Source organism: Neobacillus cucumis (assembly GCF_016908975.1).
GTDB lineage: Bacteria > Bacillota > Bacilli > Bacillales > Cytobacillaceae > Neobacillus > Neobacillus cucumis.
This window is the reverse complement of record NZ_JAFBEX010000009.1, coordinates 189,929-210,561: the sequence shown is the minus strand read 5'-3', so window position 1 is coordinate 210,561 and position 20,633 is coordinate 189,929. Positions and strand designations below refer to the sequence as shown.

The 20,633-nt window shown below is 36.6% G+C and carries 22 protein-coding genes; 18 read left to right on the top strand and 4 right to left on the bottom strand.

Annotated features, from left to right (window positions below):
- Positions 1-256 precede the first annotated feature (256 nt).
- The 8 genes from JOC76_RS14180 (at position 257) to JOC76_RS14145 (ending at position 8,533) form a co-directional block, all read left to right on the top strand.
- A complete protein-coding gene (locus JOC76_RS14180; RefSeq protein WP_205178511.1) occupies positions 257-841 on the top strand; it encodes a hypothetical protein in 585 nt (194 codons plus the stop codon).
- 284 nt (positions 842-1,125) lie between these two features.
- On the top strand, positions 1,126-2,133 hold the full coding sequence (locus JOC76_RS14175) for a DUF3231 family protein (protein ID WP_205178509.1): 1,008 nt from the start codon (positions 1,126-1,128) through the stop codon (positions 2,131-2,133).
- 706 nt (positions 2,134-2,839) lie between these two features.
- The gene (locus tag JOC76_RS14170; RefSeq protein WP_205178507.1) at positions 2,840-3,937 is read left to right on the top strand and encodes an MFS transporter; all 1,098 of its coding nucleotides are present in this window, start codon (positions 2,840-2,842) and stop codon (positions 3,935-3,937) included.
- 173 nt (positions 3,938-4,110) lie between these two features.
- The gene (locus tag JOC76_RS14165; RefSeq protein ID WP_205178505.1) at positions 4,111-5,241 is read left to right on the top strand and encodes a lipase/acyltransferase domain-containing protein; all 1,131 of its coding nucleotides are present in this window, start codon (positions 4,111-4,113) and stop codon (positions 5,239-5,241) included.
- Positions 5,242-5,562: 321 nt separating this feature from the next.
- A complete protein-coding gene (locus JOC76_RS14160) occupies positions 5,563-5,856 on the top strand; it encodes an RNA polymerase alpha subunit C-terminal domain-containing protein (RefSeq protein WP_205178503.1) in 294 nt (97 codons plus the stop codon).
- A gap of 103 nt (positions 5,857-5,959) precedes the next feature.
- Positions 5,960-6,280 carry a pyrimidine/purine nucleoside phosphorylase gene (ppnP, locus tag JOC76_RS14155; protein WP_205178623.1) on the top strand — a complete coding sequence of 107 codons (321 nt, stop codon included), beginning with the start codon at positions 5,960-5,962 and terminating at the stop codon, positions 6,278-6,280.
- Positions 6,281-6,582: 302 nt separating this feature from the next.
- Complete coding sequence (locus JOC76_RS14150; protein ID WP_205178502.1) at positions 6,583-7,482, top strand: TIGR01777 family oxidoreductase; 900 nt, start codon at positions 6,583-6,585, stop codon at positions 7,480-7,482.
- 118 nt (positions 7,483-7,600) lie between these two features.
- A complete protein-coding gene (locus tag JOC76_RS14145) occupies positions 7,601-8,533 on the top strand; it encodes a DMT family transporter (protein WP_205178501.1) in 933 nt (310 codons plus the stop codon).
- Between the two features lie 85 nt (positions 8,534-8,618).
- On the opposite strand, the gene JOC76_RS14140 is transcribed toward JOC76_RS14145, so the two are convergent.
- Entirely contained in the window at positions 8,619-9,170 is a 552-nt protein-coding gene (locus tag JOC76_RS14140; protein WP_239557727.1) for a LysR family transcriptional regulator substrate-binding protein, read from the bottom strand.
- 17 nt (positions 9,171-9,187) lie between these two features.
- On the bottom strand, positions 9,188-9,547 hold the full coding sequence (locus JOC76_RS14135) for a LysR family transcriptional regulator (protein WP_205178500.1): 360 nt from the start codon (positions 9,545-9,547) through the stop codon (positions 9,188-9,190).
- Between the two features lie 125 nt (positions 9,548-9,672).
- Here JOC76_RS14135 and garD point away from each other — a divergent pair, with 125 nt between their 5' ends.
- The 7 genes from garD (at position 9,673) to JOC76_RS14105 (ending at position 15,470) form a co-directional block, all read left to right on the top strand.
- Positions 9,673-11,187 carry a galactarate dehydratase gene (gene garD / locus JOC76_RS14130; RefSeq protein ID WP_205178499.1) on the top strand — a complete coding sequence of 505 codons (1,515 nt, stop codon included), beginning with the start codon at positions 9,673-9,675 and terminating at the stop codon, positions 11,185-11,187.
- A 50-nt stretch (positions 11,188-11,237) separates the two neighbouring features.
- On the top strand, positions 11,238-11,456 hold the full coding sequence (locus tag JOC76_RS30000; protein WP_504739417.1) for a hypothetical protein: 219 nt from the start codon (positions 11,238-11,240) through the stop codon (positions 11,454-11,456).
- Complete coding sequence (locus JOC76_RS14125) at positions 11,417-12,517, top strand: nickel pincer cofactor-dependent isomerase, group 22 (protein ID WP_455566066.1); 1,101 nt, start codon at positions 11,417-11,419, stop codon at positions 12,515-12,517. Before JOC76_RS30000 ends, JOC76_RS14125 begins: the two co-directional genes overlap by 40 nt.
- Before the next feature lie 71 nt (positions 12,518-12,588).
- Positions 12,589-12,762: a hypothetical protein gene (locus tag JOC76_RS14120; RefSeq protein WP_205178498.1), complete on the top strand. Its 174-nt coding sequence runs from the start codon at positions 12,589-12,591 to the stop codon at positions 12,760-12,762.
- Positions 12,763-13,001: 239 nt separating this feature from the next.
- Positions 13,002-13,907 carry a dihydrodipicolinate synthase family protein gene (locus JOC76_RS14115; protein ID WP_205178497.1) on the top strand — a complete coding sequence of 302 codons (906 nt, stop codon included), beginning with the start codon at positions 13,002-13,004 and terminating at the stop codon, positions 13,905-13,907.
- Positions 13,908-13,970: 63 nt separating this feature from the next.
- Positions 13,971-14,858 carry a 2-hydroxy-3-oxopropionate reductase gene (garR, locus tag JOC76_RS14110; RefSeq protein ID WP_205178496.1) on the top strand — a complete coding sequence of 296 codons (888 nt, stop codon included), beginning with the start codon at positions 13,971-13,973 and terminating at the stop codon, positions 14,856-14,858.
- Between the two features lie 294 nt (positions 14,859-15,152).
- Positions 15,153-15,470, top strand: coding sequence for a hypothetical protein (locus JOC76_RS14105; RefSeq protein WP_205178494.1), 318 nt, complete (start codon positions 15,153-15,155; stop codon positions 15,468-15,470).
- A 320-nt stretch (positions 15,471-15,790) separates the two neighbouring features.
- Here JOC76_RS14105 and JOC76_RS14100 read toward each other — a convergent pair whose 3' ends face one another.
- Positions 15,791-16,327, bottom strand: a complete 537-nt coding sequence (locus tag JOC76_RS14100) for a helix-turn-helix domain-containing protein (protein ID WP_205178492.1) — start codon at positions 16,325-16,327, stop codon at positions 15,791-15,793.
- 169 nt (positions 16,328-16,496) lie between these two features.
- Between JOC76_RS14100 and JOC76_RS14095 the strand changes: the two genes are divergently transcribed.
- From JOC76_RS14095 to JOC76_RS30505, 3 genes are all read left to right on the top strand, one after another.
- Positions 16,497-17,141: an alpha/beta hydrolase gene (locus JOC76_RS14095; protein WP_205178490.1), complete on the top strand. Its 645-nt coding sequence runs from the start codon at positions 16,497-16,499 to the stop codon at positions 17,139-17,141.
- A gap of 19 nt (positions 17,142-17,160) precedes the next feature.
- On the top strand, positions 17,161-17,940 hold the full coding sequence (locus JOC76_RS14090; RefSeq protein ID WP_205178488.1) for a DODA-type extradiol aromatic ring-opening family dioxygenase: 780 nt from the start codon (positions 17,161-17,163) through the stop codon (positions 17,938-17,940).
- A gap of 456 nt (positions 17,941-18,396) precedes the next feature.
- Complete coding sequence (locus JOC76_RS30505) at positions 18,397-18,528, top strand: hypothetical protein (RefSeq protein WP_275591364.1); 132 nt, start codon at positions 18,397-18,399, stop codon at positions 18,526-18,528.
- A 608-nt stretch (positions 18,529-19,136) separates the two neighbouring features.
- On the opposite strand, the gene JOC76_RS14085 is transcribed toward JOC76_RS30505, so the two are convergent.
- Positions 19,137-20,561 carry a transposase gene (locus JOC76_RS14085; RefSeq protein ID WP_205178486.1) on the bottom strand — a complete coding sequence of 475 codons (1,425 nt, stop codon included), beginning with the start codon at positions 20,559-20,561 and terminating at the stop codon, positions 19,137-19,139.
- Positions 20,562-20,633: the final 72 nt, after the last annotated feature.

Sequence of the window (20,633 nt, the reverse complement as noted above, 5' to 3'; positions counted from 1 at the left end):
AAGAACAGGCAAAAAAGCATTGGTTTTTTCACCGATGCTTTTCAATTTTGTTTGTAAAATCTGACAAGAAATTTCAAGTTTATGTCATTTGATGTATGAGTTATAATTAGTAGTAAGGCTGACATAATCTTTACACAGTTTTCCAAATTTCTGATTTGAAAAATGTACATAGTGGTAGAAGACCAGCCTAACTTTGGGTTTTACTTATAATGGGGACTATTCAACAAAAATAAACCAAGTAGAGGAGAAGAACACATTGTCTATCGAATTGTTATCAACAAATACATCAGGTTTTTTAAGCGCTTTAATTACGCAGCCCCATTGGGATAAAGTTGAGCTGCAAGAAGAGATTCAAAAGGTTTTGTTACAAATAAGAGAAAATGCGAGTTCACAGGAAGAGTATCTCGAGGCACTCTTAGTAAATGTTACCTTTCAATATGCAAATACAAATACAGCCATCTCTTTTTTAGCACAATGTATTGAAGAAGAACAGTTTTTCTCTCAGGAAAGTTTTCAATCCATTATGGTCAATGTTCCTAGACAATTCCAAGATTCTAATTTTTTAGCAGAAAATATGCCTAAGTTTAAGGAATTAGTTTACAAAGGCTCAAGCATAGAAGAGCAAGTACTCCATGCTGAAATGTTTTTTTTCCATACCAAGCTTGTAAACGACTTGATGGTTGAATTTACAGGAGCATTCCTGCATCCAAATAATAGGGACTTTATGGTGAACTTCTTGGAATATTCTTCTCAAGTAGTCATTGATACTGTTATGCAGAATTGCCAAACCTATTCTAATCTTATTATAGAAGAGCTGAACTCGGTTACATCAACTCAATAGAAATCTGGCTTTGAGGTACGATGTGAATTTTGATGTGATTTTCAGAGAGAAGAAAAAGGGTCGTGAAAACAATTAAATAGTAAACGAAAAGAGTCTATTTGGTTAGACTCTTTTCGTTTGCTATTTTTCTGCCAAGTTCTGTTTTTTCTTATTGAGCTCTAACGGAAAGAGTAGTTAAATCTTTGAATCAGGAGTTTGGATTACCAACACTTTTTCTCTTTTTATACATTACCCGCGATATTTACGGAAATAATAAAAAAAATATGTGATGGGGTTGGAGAATTATGGTAGAACACTTACCCAAATTAACATCTGCTGAAATTTCGATGTTATGGAGTACCTATATAGGTGACACCATGTCTATTTGTGTTCTAAAACATTTTTTACAAACTTGCGAAGATCAGGACGTTAAACCTATTATTAAACTTGCTCTTAGCTATTCCTTAGACCATGTGGCTCAAATATCGGATTTATTTACAAAAGAAGGTATTCCTCTCCCTAATGGATTTGGAGACCAGGATGTTAACTTGCAAGCAAAGAAACTTTTTTCGGATGTAACTTATCTGCGTTACTTGTTTCATATGGGTAGAACGGGATTGAATTCATACAGTTTGGCTAAATCAGTTTCAGCTCGTAAAGATGTCCGTAACTTATTCAAACAGTATTCAAATCAAACTGATACGTTGTATGACCGTAATGCAGAACTGATGCAAGAAAAAGGAATTTTTATCCGAGCTCCTTATATTTCTTATCCTGATAAAGTAGAGTATGTAACAGAGAGAAAATTCCTAGGTGGTTTAGTAGGTCATCGCCGACCGCTCCTTGGAGTGGAAATTGCCCATTTAGGAATTAATATTGAAGTGGCAAATGTGGCGAAAACAATTCTTTTAGGATTTAGCCAAGTCGCTCAGTCCAAAAAACTTAGTGACTACTTTAAAGAAGGATATGACTTGGGAAAGAAAATGGTTGAAGATTTTATGATAAAACTAAAGGAAGACGATAATTCTTATCCCTCTACATGGGATTCTACCATTACAAATAGTACTGAATCACCATTTTCTGATAAATTAATGTTATTTCATACGAATGTACAAAGTGCCATTGGTATTGGAGATTTTGGACTTGCCATTGCAGCATCATTTCGAAAAGATTTAACGGTCAATTATGAAAGTTATATTCTTAGAGTTGGGACCTATGCTGTGGAAGGTGCAAAACTCTTAATTGATCATGGATGGTTTGAAAAACCTCCGCAATCAATTGATAGAGAATCCCTAAGAAATCAAAATAAATAATGATAGGGTAGAATTCACCATAACTTTTTCATGTCTTCAATTCGAATGTGAAGTATTCTTTTTAAACTATTGAGAGCAAGAATTACTGATTAGGCTGTCATTTAGGCAGCTATTCTTATTGCATTGTCTGGATAGTAGAAGAACAGATTACAATTTCTATTCCTCCTTCGAGGGCAGCTTGATTTTGTTCATTATGGAATATATAAGGATAGAGGTCCTTTTTGAATTATACATACTTATAATATTATGATCCAACTCTTTTTATTAATCAAAAGGATTAAACCAAAAAACATGGATGCCTCTGTTAAAAAACCATGTTGATATTAGCCCTCCTGTACAATTGATGTTATAATTAATTCAAATAAAATGAACATATGTACAGAGGTTTCCAGGGTACCAAAGGTTTCCGGAATCTTTTAAAATACGTTTCTACTTTTTCAATTCGTTTTAGGAATCACAATTAGGCATTTTAATTAAACAGAAAAAATGAAAAAAATACCTTTAGCTAATTTAATATCACTATTGTTTAACAATAGTGATATTAAATTTTTTTGTGTATTTTACAAATTCAATTATTACACCAAGAGGAGATGTTTACGTTGGCATCAGTGTCCCAACCAATAATCCAAGAAGAAGAACCCCTTTATAAACGAGCTGTTTTACTTTTTCCGGCACCCATTTTTTAAATGATTTAGTGACCACAGGAATGGTTCCAGCTTTAGTGATACTATATAAACATTTTTTTCATTTAAATTATACTCAGTCTACATTAATAGTTTTAATGTCGTATTTAACATCATCCATTTCACAGCCACTTTTTGGAATATTAGCAGATCGCAAACCAAGAGTTTGGTTATTTTCAGCAGGAGTATTTTGTTCCATTATGGGATTAGCCTTAACTGGTCTTACGCCATCTCTTCCATGGCTTTTACTTTTTATTTCTATTTCCGGACTTGGTTCAGGTGCTTTTCATCCCGAAGCTTCTCGCGGAACTCATCTTGCTGCAGGTTCTAAAAAGGGATTGGCTCAAGCCATTTTTCAAGTAGGCGGTAATTCTGGACAAGCTTTTGGTCCCTTATTGGTTTCCATTTATGTAACACGTTCAGGAATTCATGGACTCCTTTGGCTCATTCCTGTTGCTTTTCTTTCTATTATTTTGACTGGACAAATACTTCCCTGGTTAGGACAAAAATTGCAGTCATCCAATCATAATCGTAAAAAGGAATTAAAGGGGAGCAACCATATAGGTGGAGCAACCATCCTTTCTTGCGTGATCATTTTACGTTCATGGTGCCAAATAGGAGTGGTCATCTTTTTACCTTTTTATTTGCATAACTTATCCATTCAGCAATCGGAAATACTTAGTTTTGTCTTTGTTGGCGCAGGAGCACTTGGTACTTTCTTTGGTGGTATTTGGTCAGACAGAATAGGGATGAAACGTTTATTAGTAACCTCCATGTTGCTAGCTACGCCATTTGCCATCATTTTTCCTTATTTACATGGTGTATTTTCAATTATAGATTTATTACTTTTCGGTTTTTGCGTTCTTTCATCCTTTTCAGTGAGCGTTGTTTTCATGCAACACATGCTACCTGAAAATATCGGATTAGCTTCTGGTCTTTCCATTGGATTCGGTGTGGGAGCTGGAGGAATTGGTTCTGTATTTATGGGGGGGATTTCAGATATTTTTGGGGTTGCTACTGTTTTTATGATTCTTTCCATTCTTCCATTAGTCGGTTCCATGCTAGCTTTCTTTTTGCCTAATGATAGATCGGAAAAAAGGTTAAAAAATACCATTAGCTAATACGCTAGTGGTATTTTTATTATAAAAGAAACTAAATGGACATAAAGCTAAAATCAACACAGTTAACTAACTGAGCCTTATTAGTTGTCCTAGCATCATAATAGGTCCCTAATAACATACAAATAGAAGAGAATCAGTATGTTTCATTTTTGAAAGTAATGGAGGAATGATCTATGTTGATACCTACAATTTTAATACCAGGTATTCAAGGTACCAAACTTCTCAATACAAACACACTGAATTTCGATACGATTTGGTCAATGGTCCAAAGTAAGTATGAAACGATTTACGACCTCCTTTTAAAACAGAACAGCCGTTTTGAGGTCAATCCTAAGTCAATCATCGAACGGGGGGGAGTTGAAGATGTTGCCTATCGCGAAATCGTTCACGTACTTGAACGAAAAACCAAGCAGCCAGTTTATATTTTTGGGTATGATTGGAGGCAATCCTCACTTGATACAGCCAAACGTTTAGCTCATTTTGTTGAATATCTTAAGGAGAAACTATCTGTAAAAAAGTTTAATTTTATCGCCCATAGTATGGGGGGAGTGGTGCTTAGCAGCTATTTGAAGCTCCTTCAAGGAAATTATGATTCCATTGAACATGTCATATTTGCTGTAACTCCTTTTGGAGGTACAATCCACGCGCTAATTTCTTTAACGATGGGTGAGGGTGGAATTGGCTTTCCGATGTTTAATTCTAGTGATGAGTTCCGAAAAATTGCCCGTACGTTCCCTTCCGTTTTTGAGTTGTGTCCTACCTATCAAAAAGCGATCATATTTGAAAATGGGGCTATTTTTGATATTTTTAATCCTGATCATTGGCAATCTAACATCGGCGATGATGACAGGGGGATGTTCTTGAGCCGAATCAATCACATGAAAGCCTTTTGGGACCGTCAAAATCCAGCCATGCTGGATTTAAGGGACCTTCCACTTGAGGTGAGGAAAAAGGTCCTTATTCTATTGGGAATGGGAGTAAAAACTAAGAATAAAGTCATTGTTCAACCGGAAAATCCTGATGGAAGAGTGAAGAATTTTTTTAACTTTGATTCACTAGATTCCGAAGGTGATGGCGATGGGGTTGTTCCCTTTGAAAGTGCCTCTATTTATAAAAATGACATTTTGACACTTGCTATCAAGAAGAAAAGGACTGATATTTCCTTTCACGCACTTTTCTTGAATGATGGAAGAATTCAAACAACCATTACCCGATTTTTATTGAATCAAACTTCCGTACATTCCAATGGCTCACCATGGTGGACAGTCATTGATGACTCAGTCACCCAGATTGCAATTAACTAATAAGCAGGTAGATGTGGAACTCGAAATGATATACTTATCATGCAATAGAATAGAATTTCTCAAGGGTGTTCGGCACATTCCCAAACAGATAGGGGGTAATGCTGAATGACAATAAATGTATCAATCATGTTTGACGATTGGTTTTGAACATTTAATCGTAACGGGAGAGGTTCAAAGACAACTGGACGAATGGGTGAAAACAAAAAATGAAAATTTAGGTGATGGATAGTGGATTCCCCATTTATTTACAATATATCGAATGCTAGTTTTCAATTTATAAGTACACTATGAAAATTTTGCAATGTAAGGAGACATTTTAAGATGACAACTCGCAACAAAATTTTAAAGACTTGTACCAAAGGACATAAATATTATAAAAGTAGCGATTGTCCAACCTGTCCGAGATGTGAGCAAGAACGAAAACCTGAAGATGAATTTCTTGCATTGCTATCAGCACCAGCAAGACGAGCCTTAGAAAACAATGAAATAGTTTCTTTACAGAAGTTATCAACATATAGTGAAACAGAGATTTTGAAATTTCACGGTATGGGTCCAGCTTCTTTACCGAAACTTAGGGCTGCTTTGAAGGAAGAAGGGTTATCTTTTAGAGAGTAAAGAGTTTCAGATTCTGAGATATTAATCAGAACTCTCAACTTTTAGTTTTCATTCTGAAAATTTTGTGATTTAATGAAAACAGAAGAGTGAGAGGATGAATTCAATGTCACAATTTAATAATGTAACAATCAGTACAAAAGCAAACATTTATTTTGATGGAAAAGTAACAAGTAGAACTGTAGTATTTCCAGATGGAACACAAAAAACTTTAGGAATTATGCTTCCAGGAGAATATGAATTTTCAACAACTCTAAAAGAAGAGATGGATATTCAAGCTGGGACACTGGAATATAAAGTAAAAGGACAGGATTGGAAGTCGATTGAACATAATGGTGTATTTTATGTACCTGCAAATGAAAGCTTTTTATTAAAGGTTCATTCTGTTGTAGATTATTGTTGTTCCTACCTTCCCGAAGATAATTGATCTAATATAAATAATAGATGTTAAAATTTTTAAAGTACAACGTAATTACTAATACTATTTTGTGCAAGAGTTAAAGGATAGAGCTGTCACCCGAGGCAGCTTTTTCTTATTTTACTTGAGCACCGTAAAGTTACCTTTCCTCGTCAGGTAACTGCAGGGTTGCTTCGATTCAAAGAGATAAAACATGGATTTCATTTCACCAAAAGAAGCGGTATTAAAGGTGAAAATGTTGCCTAAAATACCATTGCGGCGGGGCGTCGTCATAACTACTTATTCTAAAATACATGAAACGGAGTGGGCGAATGAAAATTCTCATTGCTGGCGGTTCAGGATTTATTGGTCGAATCGTAACCGGTCTTCTTCTGGAAGAAGGTCATGATATCGTGATTCTAACGAGAAAGAAGAAACCATCGGAACGAAATATCAAGTATATCCAGTGGCTGGAAACTGGCATTTCTCCCGAAAATGAAATAAAAAGGGCGGATGTGGTCATAAACCTAGCGGGAGTATCCATTAATGCTGGGCGATGGACACCCAAACATCAGAAACAAATTTATGAAAGCCGGATGATTGGGACGGAAGAGTTAATCAGAATCGTTGCCGCACTGCCTGAAAAGCCTTCTGTTTTTATCAATGCAAGTGCAATTGGCATTTATCCGCCATCACTACAGGCTGTGTATACGGAAAAATCTTTGGAAGTTGCGGATGATTTTCTCGGACGAACCGTGAATGATTGGGAAAAAAAGGCTGCCACTGTAAGTTCATATGGCATACGTACCGTTTTTATGAGATTTGGGGTGGTTTTGGGTAATGAAGGCGGAGCCCTTCCTCTTATGGTCTTGCCATATAAAGTGTTTATGGGTGGTAGAATGGGTTCGGGAAAGCAGTGGGTTTCTTGGGTACACGTTAAAGATGTAGCCCGGGCCCTTCTTTTTGCCATAACAAATGACCATTTAAACGGCCCTGTAAATATTACAGCACCAAATCCCAAACAGATGGGAGAATTCGGCAGGACCATCGGTTCGGTTTTGCATCGTCCTCATTGGCTGCCTGTACCTTCCATGATGATGAAATTGGTGCTAGGGAAGAAGAGTTCACTCGTCCTTGAGGGACAACGTGTGGTACCCGAAGTTTTAATAAGTGAAGGATTTGAATTTGAGTTCCCTACTTTAGAATCTGCGCTAAGCGATTTATTAGTCTGATTAGAATTTGGGATGATTATATTTATCAGCAAGGTTAGTGAAATTTTAAACAATGCAAAAATGTAAGGAAAGATTATAATAGCGTATACTTCAAAATCTTGATAGGAAACTGTATCTTATGAAAAATCAAAAAATAGATGTAACAAAAAGTCCTTACTTTTTAATGCCGATATTACTGCTAATGTGGGGTTCTCTAGCAGCCATTAGTAAACTACTCTTAAACAATCTTGATAGTTATCAAGTGCTGTTTTATATGTATGGAATTGGAGTTGCCGCCTTTTTTATCATAGTTGTTTTCAAAGGAAAATTCAGTGCAATCCTCTCGTGGAAACGATCAGAATTTGCATTTTTATGTTTATGCGGAACACTTTCGTTCCTTTATGACTTTTTTTACTTGAAATCCCTTGAACGTATCCCAGCTGTCGAAGCATCGATGCTTAATTATTTATTTCCTATATTTATTGTTATATTTGCGATTCCTATCCATAAAGAGAAGTTAACGGTGTCCAAGTCCCTTTCAATCGTTATGGGTTTTATGGGTACGCTTCTCCTTGTTACAAAAGGTGATTTAGCAAATGTAACCTTTACGAACTTCACGGGAGATTTATTCGCGATATTGGCTGCCGTTAGTTGGGGACTCTTTACGAACCTAATAAAGAAGAACAAAAAAGACATGTTCCTTAGCACCTTTTTTATTACCTTTACAGCCTTTGTTTTATCTGTTGGATCGATGCTTCTGTCTTCTGAGTTTCTCATTCCTCAAAGGACAGACTTTTTCGGTGTTTCATGGTTGAGTATAAGCAATATTGTATTAGGATTTTTCCTGTATTTCCGGGCGCTGAAATATTCTCCCGCTTCTTTAATTGCAAGCTTTACGTTCTTTACACCTTTTGTTACGCTTGTGTTTATTGTTATATTGCTGGGTGAAAAACTGACCATTTCGGACTATTTTGCAGCATTACTTATCATTTTTAGTGTTCCGATTCAAAAGGTTGGGACTCTTGTTGGTAAGAAAAAGAGTCAACTAATAAACAAAGGTAATAATATTTAAATAATTGCTTTTGCGAGTCTATTCTAGCTAAAAGGGGCGGTTCTCCAGGTTTTTAATTGCCAGGAGAACCGTCTTTTTTTCTGCTTTATCCATTTTTGTCAAAATCTTTCAATTTTATTGACCAATAATCGGTAGCAATCTTAATCAGATCTTTAGCTACCAAACTTAGATAACTGTCTTTTTTGTAACTAGCACAAACATTCCAAACTGGTTTTTGTTTAATTAGAAAATAGGAAACGTTAGAGTTATCCTTTGCATAGCTAATTGGAAAGATGGAGCAACAGATTCCTTCAGCGACCATATGATATAAATTATGACCACTTCTGGTTTCTAAAAGAATATGATGATGGAAGTCTTCCTCGGCAATGAGATTATCATAGATTTCCCGCAGCGTGGACCCTTTCTGCATGATGGCAAAAGAATCATCTTTAAAACAATCCAAGCTAATTTCTGGAAGGGTTTCACCCATTCTTCCTCCCAAATGGGAAAGGGGATGCGCTTTAGGGACGGCTAAAATAATATCTTCTGAACAAATATGAATATACTTGTCATTTGTTTTTTGGAAATCTTGTAAGGTTACAAAACCAATATCAAGATTTCCCAGAGAGATTTCTTGTTGTTGTTGTTTTACCCTCATTTCCAAGGGTTCTATTTTTACATTAGGATATTTTTGTAAAAAATGGGATAAATCGCCGCAAACATTTCAGGTCCACGTTCCGGAGTTAATCCTATTCTTAGTAATCCTTTTTTTATCTCGATTAAATCATTAATTTGGTTATACGTATCTTTTTTAATGCGGACCATTTTTTTTGCATTCTCAATATAAATTTCCCCTGCCCGTGTTAAATGCCAATTGCTTCTGGAGCGGAAGAAAAGTTGTGTTCCCAGTTCTTTCTCTAGTCTTAAAAGTTGTTGGTTTAACGCTGATTGAGTAATAAAAAGTTTTTCGGCAGCTTTCGTGATATTCTTTTCCTCCGCAATTTTAATCATATATTCCAGCTGTTTTAACTCCATTTCCATGTTCTCCCTATTACTATTAATTTTTTTAAGAGAAGTCTAAAATTTAACACTTTTACTTTATATATGAACCAAGCGTACAATGTTTTTAAAGAGAGAACAAGTGTTAAGGAGGTAAAAATGTGGGAAATCGTTATATTAAAATAAATGAAAATGATAACGTTGCAATTACAGTAAATGCCATTTCAGCTGGCACGATGATCATGGAAGGTATTGTCGCTAATCAGGATATTCCTCAAGGACACAAAATTGCCTTATACCCTATTCCAGAAGGCGGCGCGATTGTTCGTTATGGGGTTACCTTAGGCTATGCGAAACAACCTATTGAAAAAGGCGATTGGATTAATGAACATATGTTGGAACTTCCAATTCCTCCATCTTTGGATGAAATGAAGTTTGGAACCAATTTGGTAACAGATTTACCTGAACCACCGGCAAGAACGTTTATGGGTTATCCAAACCCAGACGGAGGATATGGTGGAACAAGAAATATCTTGGGAATTGTGACAACTGTTCAATGTGTAACAGGTGTTTTAAATAACGCGGTAAAGAGAATTAAAAAAGAACTTCTACCAAAATATCCAAATGTAGATGATGTGGTAGCGATCAATCATGCCTATGGATGCGGCGTTGCCATCAATGCCCCTGAAGCCGTAATCCCGATTCGAATGCTGCAAAACATGGTCAAACATCCGAATTTCGGTGGGGAGACGATGATCATCTCTTTGGGATGTGAAAAACTAACATTAGAAATGTTGTTGGATGAAGAATATAACATTCAAGAAAATGTGGTAACGTTTCAAAACGAAATGGGCCATGTTGCGATCATGGAAGCAATTATGAATATGGCAGAAAACAAATTAAAAAAATTGAATAAAAGAGTTCGTGTTGAGCTGCCTCTTTCTCAATTATGTATTGGTTTACAGTGCGGTGGAAGTGATGCTTTCTCAGGTGTAACCGCGAATCCTTCTGCCGGATATGCTGCCGATATGTTAGTCAATGCGGGGGCAACCGTTATGTTTTCTGAAGTAACCGAGGTCCGTGATGGTGTCCATATCATTGCAGAGCGTTGTGTGAACGAAGAGGTTGGGAAAAAACTAGCGGATGAAATGAAATGGTATGATCAATACCTAAATAATGGTCAAGTCGACCGTTCAGCGAATCCGACTCCTGGTAATAAAGAAGGGGGGCTATCCAATATTGTTGAAAAAGCAATGGGTTCGATTGCTAAATCTGGTGCATCTCCAATTGTAGAAGTCCTTTCACCAGGAGAAAGACCAACGAAAAAGGGTATGATTTTTGCAGCCACTCCAGCCAGTGACTTTGTATGTGGCTCGTGCCAGTTATCCAGTGGCATGACGCTCCAAGTTTTTATGACGGGACGAGGAACGCCTTACGGATTAGAAGCAGCCCCAGTGATTAAAGTATGTTCAAGAGATGATATGATAAATATGTGGCAAGATTTGATCGATGTTAATGCAGGACCCATTGCAACAGGTGAAGCAACCATTCAAGAAATTGGAACTCTATTATTCAACGAAATTATTGATGTTGCCAGTGGAAGAAAGCACACTTTTGCAGAACAATACGAAATTTATAATGATTTTACCCTCTTTAATCCAGCACCAATAACCTGATTAAAGGATATATACATTTGTAAAAGGGGAACAACATACGCTGTTCCCCTTTGAAAAGAGGTATTGAAATGGAGAAATTATTTAGAGGCATTAACATCCCAAGTATGATTAAAATCAGACAGCGATTCCCAATAGAAACGATTGCAGATGTACCTGCGGTTGTGAGGATGAACTCGGTAAGGAAGAAATTATTGGAAGAATCAAGGATGGTGCCCGAGTTGCTATTGCTGTGGGCAGTGGAGGAATTGCCAATATGCCTTGCATCGTGAGAGAAATTGTAACGGCGGTCAAAGGCATAGGTGCTTACCCGTTTATTGTGCCAACAATGGGGAGCTATGGCGGAGCTACTGGAGAAGGACAGGCAGAAATACTTACTGAGCTTGGGATATCGGAAGAATTTACAGGAGCACCGATTGTTTCCAGCATGGAAGTTGTTCAGATTGGGGTCTCCAAAAATGGACTACCAGTTAATATCGATAAGAATACCTATACGAAAGCGGATGCTATTATTGTTACAGGTCGCATTAAGCCTCATACATCCTTTAGGGCACCCTATGAAAGCGGCTTGGCCAAAATGATCGCAGTGGGGCTAGGTAAACAAGTAGGTGCTGAAATCATTCATTCCGCTGGTGTAGAAAACATTCCGTTCAGGGTGGAAGAGATTGCAAGAGTGACTTTAGAAAAATCAAAAATCATCTTTGCGGTTGGAATGATCGAGAACGCTTATGATGAAACCTATAAAATTGTTGCCATACCAAGTGAACGGATTATGGATGAGGAACCGGGATTGCTGCAAGAAGCACACAGCCTTATGCCAAGCATCATGTTTGAAAAATGTGATGTTCTTATCGTGGATGAAATGGGGAAAAACATCTCAGGCAGCGGAATGGATCCTAATATTATTAGAAGGAATTACTCAGGTTCCTTAAAATATAATCCACTGGCACAAAGACTAGCTGTTCTGGATCTGACGAAAGAGTCTCATGGCAATGCAAACGGAATCGCTAATGGTGATATTTGCTCAAGAAGACTCTTTGATAAGATATCATTTGAGTCCACTTACCCCAACCCATTAACAAATAGATTGGCACAAAGCGTAAAAATTCCTATGGTTATGGAAAATGATAGCTTGGCGATTAGAGCTGCCATGAAAACTTGTTTTGACGTGGACTATAACCAAATGAAGTTGATCCGGATTAAAAATACGTTGGAGCTTGAACATATGTTCATCTCTGAATGCCTGATGGAAGAAGCAAAGATGAATGCGAATATTGAAATCTTAGGTGAACCAGCATATATGAGTTTTAATGAACATGGTAATCTCTTCTAAATTAAAGTATGAGAATTAATGATTTAAAATCTCTACATATACGCCAAGTAAGAATACGAACACATCAGGAAATGGAGAGAATCGAGGTAGAACCCTCTGACATGAAGACGATTCTTGAAAATCAGGACACGATTGTAAGGAAACTTCAAGAATTCGGTTACCAATATATTACGTTGGATTTAGGTGGTTATCAAAGCGGCAACATGAACAAAGTACATGTTTTCATCGTTCGTTTGTATGGATGAACCTTAAAGATTACTAAAAATGGCTTTGGGGTGTGAATCCAAAACTTTTTTTACCATAACATGATTGAAATTCTTTCGATCAGTTGCTCATACTAAAAAGAATCGCCATTTATTGTGCATTTGCCTAATGGTTTATTTGTCAGACAAATATATAATAGATTTATATAAATTTTCCCCATACAGTTGTACCACCCTGGATCATGTTAAATTCAGAGAATACTAAAATAGGAGAGTTCATTATGATGAATGTCGACAATATTAAAGGAATTATCGTTCCAATCATTACACCAATTGATCAAGAGGAAAATATCGATGAAGCAAAGTTACGTTTTATGGTAGACCATGTGATTGAAGATGGGGTCCATGGGATATTAGCTTTTGGAAGTAATGGTGAATTCTATGCGTTTGATGAGAATGAATTGCAACATGCTTTTGAAATCATCATTGAACAAGTAAAAGGGCGGGTTCCCGTTTACTATGGTATTGGGGTCATTCGAACCAAGCATGCCATTCGTCAAGCTAAAATGGCAGAAGCTTTGGGGGCAGATGGCATTTCAATCCTCCAACCAATGTTTCTAAAGCCAAATTTTGATGAATTATACGATCATTTTAAAGCAGTGTCAGAGGCCGTACCAAACACCGCAGTACTGCTATACAATAACCCAGGTCGAGCCGGCTACAACATTTCCGCTGATTTGGTAGAGAAATTAGGACGAGATGTTGATAATATTGTTGGCATAAAGGATTCAAGTGGAGATTTTACACTGCTAAGTGAATTAGTTCGCCGCACTAGGGATTTTGATTTTAAAGTAATGGCTGGTAAAGATACGCTTGTATTTCCTGGTCTGTGCATTGGCACAGTAGGGAGTGTTTGTTCAACCGCCAATATGTTTGGCCCATTAGTTACCTCTATTTACAACAAATATATGGAGGGCGATCTAGCAGGAGCATTAGAAGCACAATTTACTTTAGATCCAGTTCGACTTGCTCAAGACAAAGCCACCTTCCCTGTCGCCACTAAAGATATGGCTAATTTGATGGGATTAGAGGTTGGGGAATGTGTAAAACCAGTTCAAAGCAGTAAAGGGCAAGTATTAGAGACGCTAAAAAAATCAATGGTTGAAGCAAGGTTCATTAACAACTAATACGAACTAGATAAGATATATGAATATTGTTTCTTAACAAAACAAACGTGGGGTGGATCATTTATGAAAAAAATTGGATTTATCGGTCTAGGAATTATGGGTAAGCCCATGTGCAAAAACTTAATCAAAGCTGGATACCAGTTAATCGTAAGTGATTTTAATAAGGATGCAGCAAAAGAACTTGTACAATTAGGTGCAGAAGTTGAAACAACTCCAAAAGCGATTGCTGAAAAGGCAGATATCGTGATCACGATGCTTCCAAACTCTCCGAACGTAAAAGCTGTTGCTCTAGGAGAAAATGGACTCATTGAAGGTGCACGAGAAGGTTTAATCTTTGTAGATATGAGCTCCATCGCACCTGCTGCTTCCCAAGAAATTTATCGTGCTTTAGTAGAAAAAGGGGTTGAAATGTTAGACGCACCTGTCAGCGGCGGAGAGCCAAAAGCCATTGATGGAACCATTTCGGTTATGATTGGCGGTAACAAAGAAGCATTTGAAGAAGTAAAAGATGTATTAGCAGCGATGGCTGGATCTGTTGTACACGTGGGTGAGCTCGGTGCAGGTAACGTAACAAAGCTAGCCAACCAAGTAATTGTAGCCCTAAACATCGCAGCTGTATCTGAAGCATTTGTTTTAGCACAAAAAGCTGGTGTAAATCCAGAAGCCGTATACCAAGCGATTCGCGGCGGATTAGCGGGTAGCACGGTCCTAGATGCAAAAGCTCCAATGATGCTGGATCGTAACTTCGACCCAGGATTCCGCATCAACTTGCACATGAAAGATTTAACAAATGCACTAGAAACTAGTCATGAATATGGAGCACCAGCACCATTAACAGCTGCTGTTCTTGAAATGATGTATGCCTTAAAGGGAGATGGTCATGAGTTTGATGATCATAGCAGTCTTTTAAAATATTATGAAAAGTTGGCTAATGTTGAAGTAAGTCGATAACTACTTTAGATAAAGGAAAACGCGGGGGAGCACTGATTAATAGGGCTCCTTTTTAATTTCCGATTAGTCTATTACAATTTTGTGAAATAACCAAAAATTGCCAAAAGGATATATAATTAAAGTGATATACTCTAATTATATTCCGCGAAATCTTCTTTGGTAATTCCTACCGAGCACTTCCACTCTTAATTTATTCTATAACAGTAATTAATTAAAAAAGAAGTAATAGTAAAATAATCTTTCCAAATACCTAGTTAAACTTGTTATAATATAATAAAGTTGGAGGTAATGATTTTGAATAATGAATTAAAAGACTCATTACGCTCAGTTCTCAGAGAAGAATTACAACCTATTAATAAACGTCTGGATACAATTAATAAACGTTTGGATACTATTGAACCACGTTTTGTTACAATTGAAACACGTATGAATGTTATTGATCAGGAATTAAAAGAAATTAAAATAGGACAGGAGAAATTTCAAACAAACATGATTGAAAGTCTCGGACAATATACGGATAAAATTGCTGAACACGTTGACGTTAAAACCGAAGTTTTGAATAAATGTGTTTATGCTCTAGAAACAGAGGTCGAACGATTAACTCGACAATAATCATTTGTAATGATTTTATTGAATGACATTTGCGAGTTTAATCGTAAAAATCCTATCTTTTACCCCCAAAAAAATGCATCTACCCATGAATTAGTCAGGAACGTTTGACCGGACATGCTCCTTGCATGTTCGGTCTTTTTTAATCTTATGAACAGCATAATATAAAAAACGAGAGGGAAAACATTAATTAAAAGTTAAGATGGAAATTAAGAAAAACGCAAGAGTGTTTTTGAAAAACTTATTAAAGATTGGTTTAAATTAAAGTGCTATTTTTTATTGATGCTGGTGGTCTCCCATAGAGTTTTTCAAAATCGTTGCACTTAAAATTCTGATCCTTCGGTATAGACAGCAATTAAGACTTTGGCTGTTTCATCTCCAATATTTTTAACGAAGTGAGGGACACTTGCGCACCAGCTGAACGTGTCTCCTTCTTCTATAATATGGGAATCCTCTCCTTGTTCTGCGAGAATCTTCCCCTTGAGAACTAAATGGCATTCTTCCCCTTCATGTGCATTTTTCCCCCCGGTTGAAGCTCCTGGAGGAAATTCCACTAATCGAACGCTTAATCCACCTCTTGTAGCTAAATGCTCGACCTTTAAATTGGACTCCCCAGAAGACGTTACTTGTCGTTCGTTTTTTCGAATTATCGTCATATGTTCGTCTTTTTCTAAAAGAAGATAAGGTAAAGGAACTTTTAAGAAAGCTGCGATGGTTTGTAGGGTACTAATCGATGGAGAAGTGTTATTGTTTTCAACATTGCTGATAAAACCCTTCGATAGGCCCGTTTCCTCACACATTTGCGCAATCGTTATTTTTTTTCTATTTCTAATGGTACGTATCTTAGAACCGATATCCATTCTGTAACACCTCGAAAGTTTTGTAATAGTGAACTTAATTTCATATTAACAAAATAGCCATTGACATGCCATCATTTTTATTGGTATCGTATAGAAGAACAATAATTCATATAAGTAAACTTTTTAAAATCATCATATTTCATTATATAAATTTAAGGAGGTTGTCCTAATGGAAACTGAAATGGTTTATGAACTTCGCCGTCCTAAAACACTTGTTCCTGGGAAAAAGTATCCTGCCTTATTCGTTATGCATGGTATCGGAAGTAACGAACACAACATGCTCTCACTCGTTAATGGTCTGGAGGATTCCTTCTATATCTTTAGTGTAAGAGGACATCTGTCCCAAGGACCTGGATTCGCGTATTTTACAATTCAAGGCTATGGAAAACCACATCGAGAAGTATTCGATGAAGGAATTAACAAATTAGCTGGCTTTATTGATTACGCATCAGCGAACTATCCAATAGACCCAGAGCAAGTATACTTGATGGGCTTTAGCCAAGGGGCGATTGTTTCCATGACATTGGCACTCACCCTTGGAAACAAAATTAAAGGGTTCATAGCTCTCAGTGGTTATATTCCTCAATTTGTGAAGGAAGAATACAAGATTAACCTAGGCAAGCATTTATCAGTTTTTATATCTCATGGAGAATATGATCAGATCCTGCCATATGAATGGGGAAAAGAGAATGTAGATTATTTTACAAAGCTTGGGGTGCCTGTCACTTTTAAAACTTATCCAGAAGGGCACACCGTATCCGAAAAAAATCTTCAAGATTTTCAGGCCTGGATTTTAAATGATTTACAAAGATAAAAAAACGGGAGGATTTAAAATGTTGCCATCCTTATTTATCGCTCATGGTGCACCATTACTTGCAGTTGAGAATAACGACTATACAAATTTTATAAATCAATTGGGTCAAAACCTTCCTTGCCCGAAAGCGGTTGTGTTGTTTTCGGCACATTGGGTAAACGAGGTTCAACAGGTAAGCCGAGTCGATCAATATAGTACGATCTATGACTTTGGCGGGTTTGATCCGGAACTTTATACGATTGAGTATCCCGCTCGTGGGAATCATGAGGTTGCTGACGAAATAGAAGACCTATTCAGTAGTAATGGGATTGCCTTTAAAAATGATACAACTCGCGGTCTGGATCACGGGGCATGGGTAGTTCTTCGTATGATTTATCCGAATGCTGATATTCCGGTTATTTCTATGTCGGTGAATCCAAATCTTACTCCTAGCGAGCAATATAAAATTGGAAAAGCTTTATCAGATTTAAGAGCTAAGGATATATTAATCATCGCCAGTGGAGGGACCGTTCACAACTTAAGAGCCTTAAACTGGGATGACAATGGCGTGGTTGATTCATGGGCACTTGAATTTGATGAATGGTTAGCCAAAAAACTTGAAAAGTGGGATTTAGTATCCTTATATAACTATCATTCACTTGCTCCACATGCGACACATGCGGTACCTCCATATGGGAATGAGCACTTTATTCCACTCTTTTATGCAATGGGTGCAGCAGATAACAATCCAAAAGCAACCTTGCTTCATAGAGAGTTTCGCTATGGAAACCTTAGTCATAGTGTATGGCAATTTGGATAAGGCTGCTAAGGAAGAAGTGCTAATTGGTTCTTGATTTACAGTCAAAAAGGCTTAGAGATGCAAATATCTCTAAGCCTTTTTTTCACTAAGTACCTTTAATTTGTACAAGTTCATTAGTCGCTAAAGCGAGTTTGATCAATAAGCGGAAAAATTTCTCTTAATTAGGAAATAGCACTGAAAATTGCTTAAATAGACGGAAAAATTCCGCTTATTGACTGGAAAAAGCTGAAATTAGCTAATTTTGCTTCGCTTAAACGGAAAAACTCCGCTTATATACCCCGAACCGAGCTCTATTCTGTAGTCTAACCGAAAAATCTCCGCTTATTTTAAATATCACTGGTTACTCAATTAAGATTTTCCAAAATGTTGATAAATCAATAAATTTGGAAATGGTCAAGAACAATTAATATCTAGACAACAAGAGATAAAAGATATTATTAAACACAATCTACGCTAATGACTGAAAATTTAACAACTATAAGAAGAGATCTGAAAGCATTGAAATTTGATGTCAATTCAGATGTAGAGCTTTTATTTAAAGAGACGGCAGAAGTAAAAAGAAAAGTCAATAAATTGGAACAGAAATAATTACAAAACGATTCCCTGAAAAAATAACTGACCTTTTCATTGAAAAAGGTAAAGAAAGCGATAGTAGGATTACTTTTGCAAGTACTGTCCTAAATGTGCTGTCATTTAAATCAAAAAAATAATCCACCCTTGAGTTCGCAGGCTCAGGTGGATTATTCCTTCCTAGCCGATTGCCCTTAGAGGGAACCGTCTATTGCTAGACCGGACATGTAGCTGCATGTCTGGTCTTTTTTAATTTATTCATTAATAGTTTTATTATAACTGATTTTTATACTATACTGAATCCTCACCCCATTGAAATAGGGTGGTTCTAAAGATAGACCTTCTTTGAATGAAGGACGCATGTACTTTTCCATTTCCTTACTAAACAAGTAGATGGTTCTTGTCGTTTAGACTCGTGAGTTTTCCATGCGACATTCGCGAATGAACAGCTCTTCCACGCATAAGAAATACAGTCTTAGACATGGCGGAAACCAGTCGATTTCCAGTCGCCGTTTAGTATTCGCATCCGGCTTTAACCTGCCAAACAAGAGTTAGCTAAAACTCACGTCTTAGCGTTCCTATTCTTCCGTGGGATTCAACACGGCAAAGGTTTGCATTATACAATATTAAAACCCGATACTAGCTATAAACTTTTTATTTAATGATCGAAGAGTATCTTCGGTCTTTTTGTAGTTTTCAAAAAATGATAAATAATCGGTTAAACACTTCTCTCGATTTACTTTATTTTTCGTTTCACTTACGTTTTTAATTAACCAGGCAGAATAACAATCTCTCTGTATTTTTGTCCCGTCTGGGAGCACATGAAACCTTTGAGATAACTTTTTCTTTTGATACTCATTTAAAATATGGCAATATTGACTGGCTTTTACCGTCCATGTATTAACATATTCAATCTTCTTTCCTTGATAAGATAGTTTTGTATTTACGATTCTTAAGAACATACTCGGTGCTTTATATCCAATCCTCTTGCCGAATTTCGTTTTCTGAAGACCCTTATAATTCATCTTTTCGCAAAATACCTTGTTACCCATCTTAAGGATAGTATTAGCTAGTTTATTGTGCATGATTTTCCGAACAGTGGCGATCTTACGGCAGATTTCTTTTAAGTAAAATAATAGTTTCCAATAACGCTTAGAACGTATCCATTTATCTCTGTTCCCTTTTTTTATAGTGCCGTTTTCATGGTACTTATTAGGATTGGTCGCTCTTCTAGATCTATCCATTTTCCTCAGAATAAGTCGTTTTTCTTTATCTAACATATCTAAACTTTCACAAAATTCCTCAATCATCACTTCTTTATTGGACACAGCAGCCACGGTTGAGAAGCCAATATCGATACCGACTTCTCCATCACAAGGTTCTTGCTTTTGTGGAGGGATCCCTTTTAGAATTAACTGCAAATAATAGTTGATTTTTCCTCTAATCGTCTTACGAACTAAACGGCAATAGGCAATTTCGTCTTGAAATGCCTTTTGGATGTATGTATCCTTCAATGGAATATGCACTTTCATTATTAAACCATTCCAATACAAAATTCCGTTTTCATAAGTTAATCCAGCACGATTATTCTTTCCTTCAACCGAATCGAATTGTCCATACTTTTTAAAATGAACCTTTTTACCTTTACCAAAAAGATAGTCAGAAATAGATTTCCAAACTTGAAGGGCAATTTTCTGTACGACATGTGAATCTAAATGAACTTTTTGTTTATGTATTGTATTCTTTGGCTTCTTTTGTTTAAAATGTTTACCCATTGCTTTGACGATTCGCTCAGCCCCGGTTTGAGAGACATCAAATTTTTCCCTGATTTTCCTAAGTGCAATTGACCGTTCTTCGGATTTTTTTTCCCTCAACCAAGATTGATACTCCTCATCTGCTCTCATATGAGTAATATTTTCTAGCATTTTCCCTTTGCAAGCATTGTAGATATGACGAGCAATTTCAAATCTAGTTTCTAATATATGAAGTTGAAATGTCTCTATATGCAAATCGAGTTCCACTATATAACGTGATTTTTTCTCTTTCTCCATTTTAACAACTCCGAACAAATGTTCTATATTATTGATTATATGGATAATTATAGAAATAATCAATCAATAAGA

What these genes read in the sequence shown, in the direction of transcription:
- JOC76_RS14175 (WP_205178509.1), top strand. Translation starts at nt 1,126, where the DNA reads ATGGTAGAACACTTACCCAAATTAACATCTGCTGAAATTTCGATGTTA.
- JOC76_RS14170 (WP_205178507.1), top strand. Translation starts at nt 2,840, where the DNA reads ATGGTTCCAGCTTTAGTGATACTATATAAACATTTTTTTCATTTAAAT.
- JOC76_RS14165 (WP_205178505.1), top strand. Translation starts at nt 4,111, where the DNA reads ATGTTGATACCTACAATTTTAATACCAGGTATTCAAGGTACCAAACTT.
- JOC76_RS14160 (WP_205178503.1), top strand. Translation starts at nt 5,563, where the DNA reads ATGACAACTCGCAACAAAATTTTAAAGACTTGTACCAAAGGACATAAA.
- ppnP (WP_205178623.1), top strand. Translation starts at nt 5,960, where the DNA reads ATGTCACAATTTAATAATGTAACAATCAGTACAAAAGCAAACATTTAT.
- JOC76_RS14150 (WP_205178502.1), top strand. Translation starts at nt 6,583, where the DNA reads ATGAAAATTCTCATTGCTGGCGGTTCAGGATTTATTGGTCGAATCGTA.
- JOC76_RS14145 (WP_205178501.1), top strand. Translation starts at nt 7,601, where the DNA reads ATGAAAAATCAAAAAATAGATGTAACAAAAAGTCCTTACTTTTTAATG.
- JOC76_RS14140 (WP_239557727.1), bottom strand. Translation starts at nt 9,170, where the DNA reads ATGAGGGTAAAACAACAACAACAAGAAATCTCTCTGGGAAATCTTGAT.
- JOC76_RS14135 (WP_205178500.1), bottom strand. Translation starts at nt 9,547, where the DNA reads ATGGAGTTAAAACAGCTGGAATATATGATTAAAATTGCGGAGGAAAAG.
- JOC76_RS14120 (WP_205178498.1), top strand. Translation starts at nt 12,589, where the DNA reads ATGGAGAGAATCGAGGTAGAACCCTCTGACATGAAGACGATTCTTGAA.
- JOC76_RS14115 (WP_205178497.1), top strand. Translation starts at nt 13,002, where the DNA reads ATGATGAATGTCGACAATATTAAAGGAATTATCGTTCCAATCATTACA.
- garR (WP_205178496.1), top strand. Translation starts at nt 13,971, where the DNA reads ATGAAAAAAATTGGATTTATCGGTCTAGGAATTATGGGTAAGCCCATG.
- JOC76_RS14100 (WP_205178492.1), bottom strand. Translation starts at nt 16,327, where the DNA reads ATGGATATCGGTTCTAAGATACGTACCATTAGAAATAGAAAAAAAATA.
- JOC76_RS14095 (WP_205178490.1), top strand. Translation starts at nt 16,497, where the DNA reads ATGGAAACTGAAATGGTTTATGAACTTCGCCGTCCTAAAACACTTGTT.
- JOC76_RS14090 (WP_205178488.1), top strand. Translation starts at nt 17,161, where the DNA reads ATGTTGCCATCCTTATTTATCGCTCATGGTGCACCATTACTTGCAGTT.
- JOC76_RS30505 (WP_275591364.1), top strand. Translation starts at nt 18,397, where the DNA reads ATGACTGAAAATTTAACAACTATAAGAAGAGATCTGAAAGCATTGAAA.
- JOC76_RS14085 (WP_205178486.1), bottom strand. Translation starts at nt 20,561, where the DNA reads ATGGAGAAAGAGAAAAAATCACGTTATATAGTGGAACTCGATTTGCAT.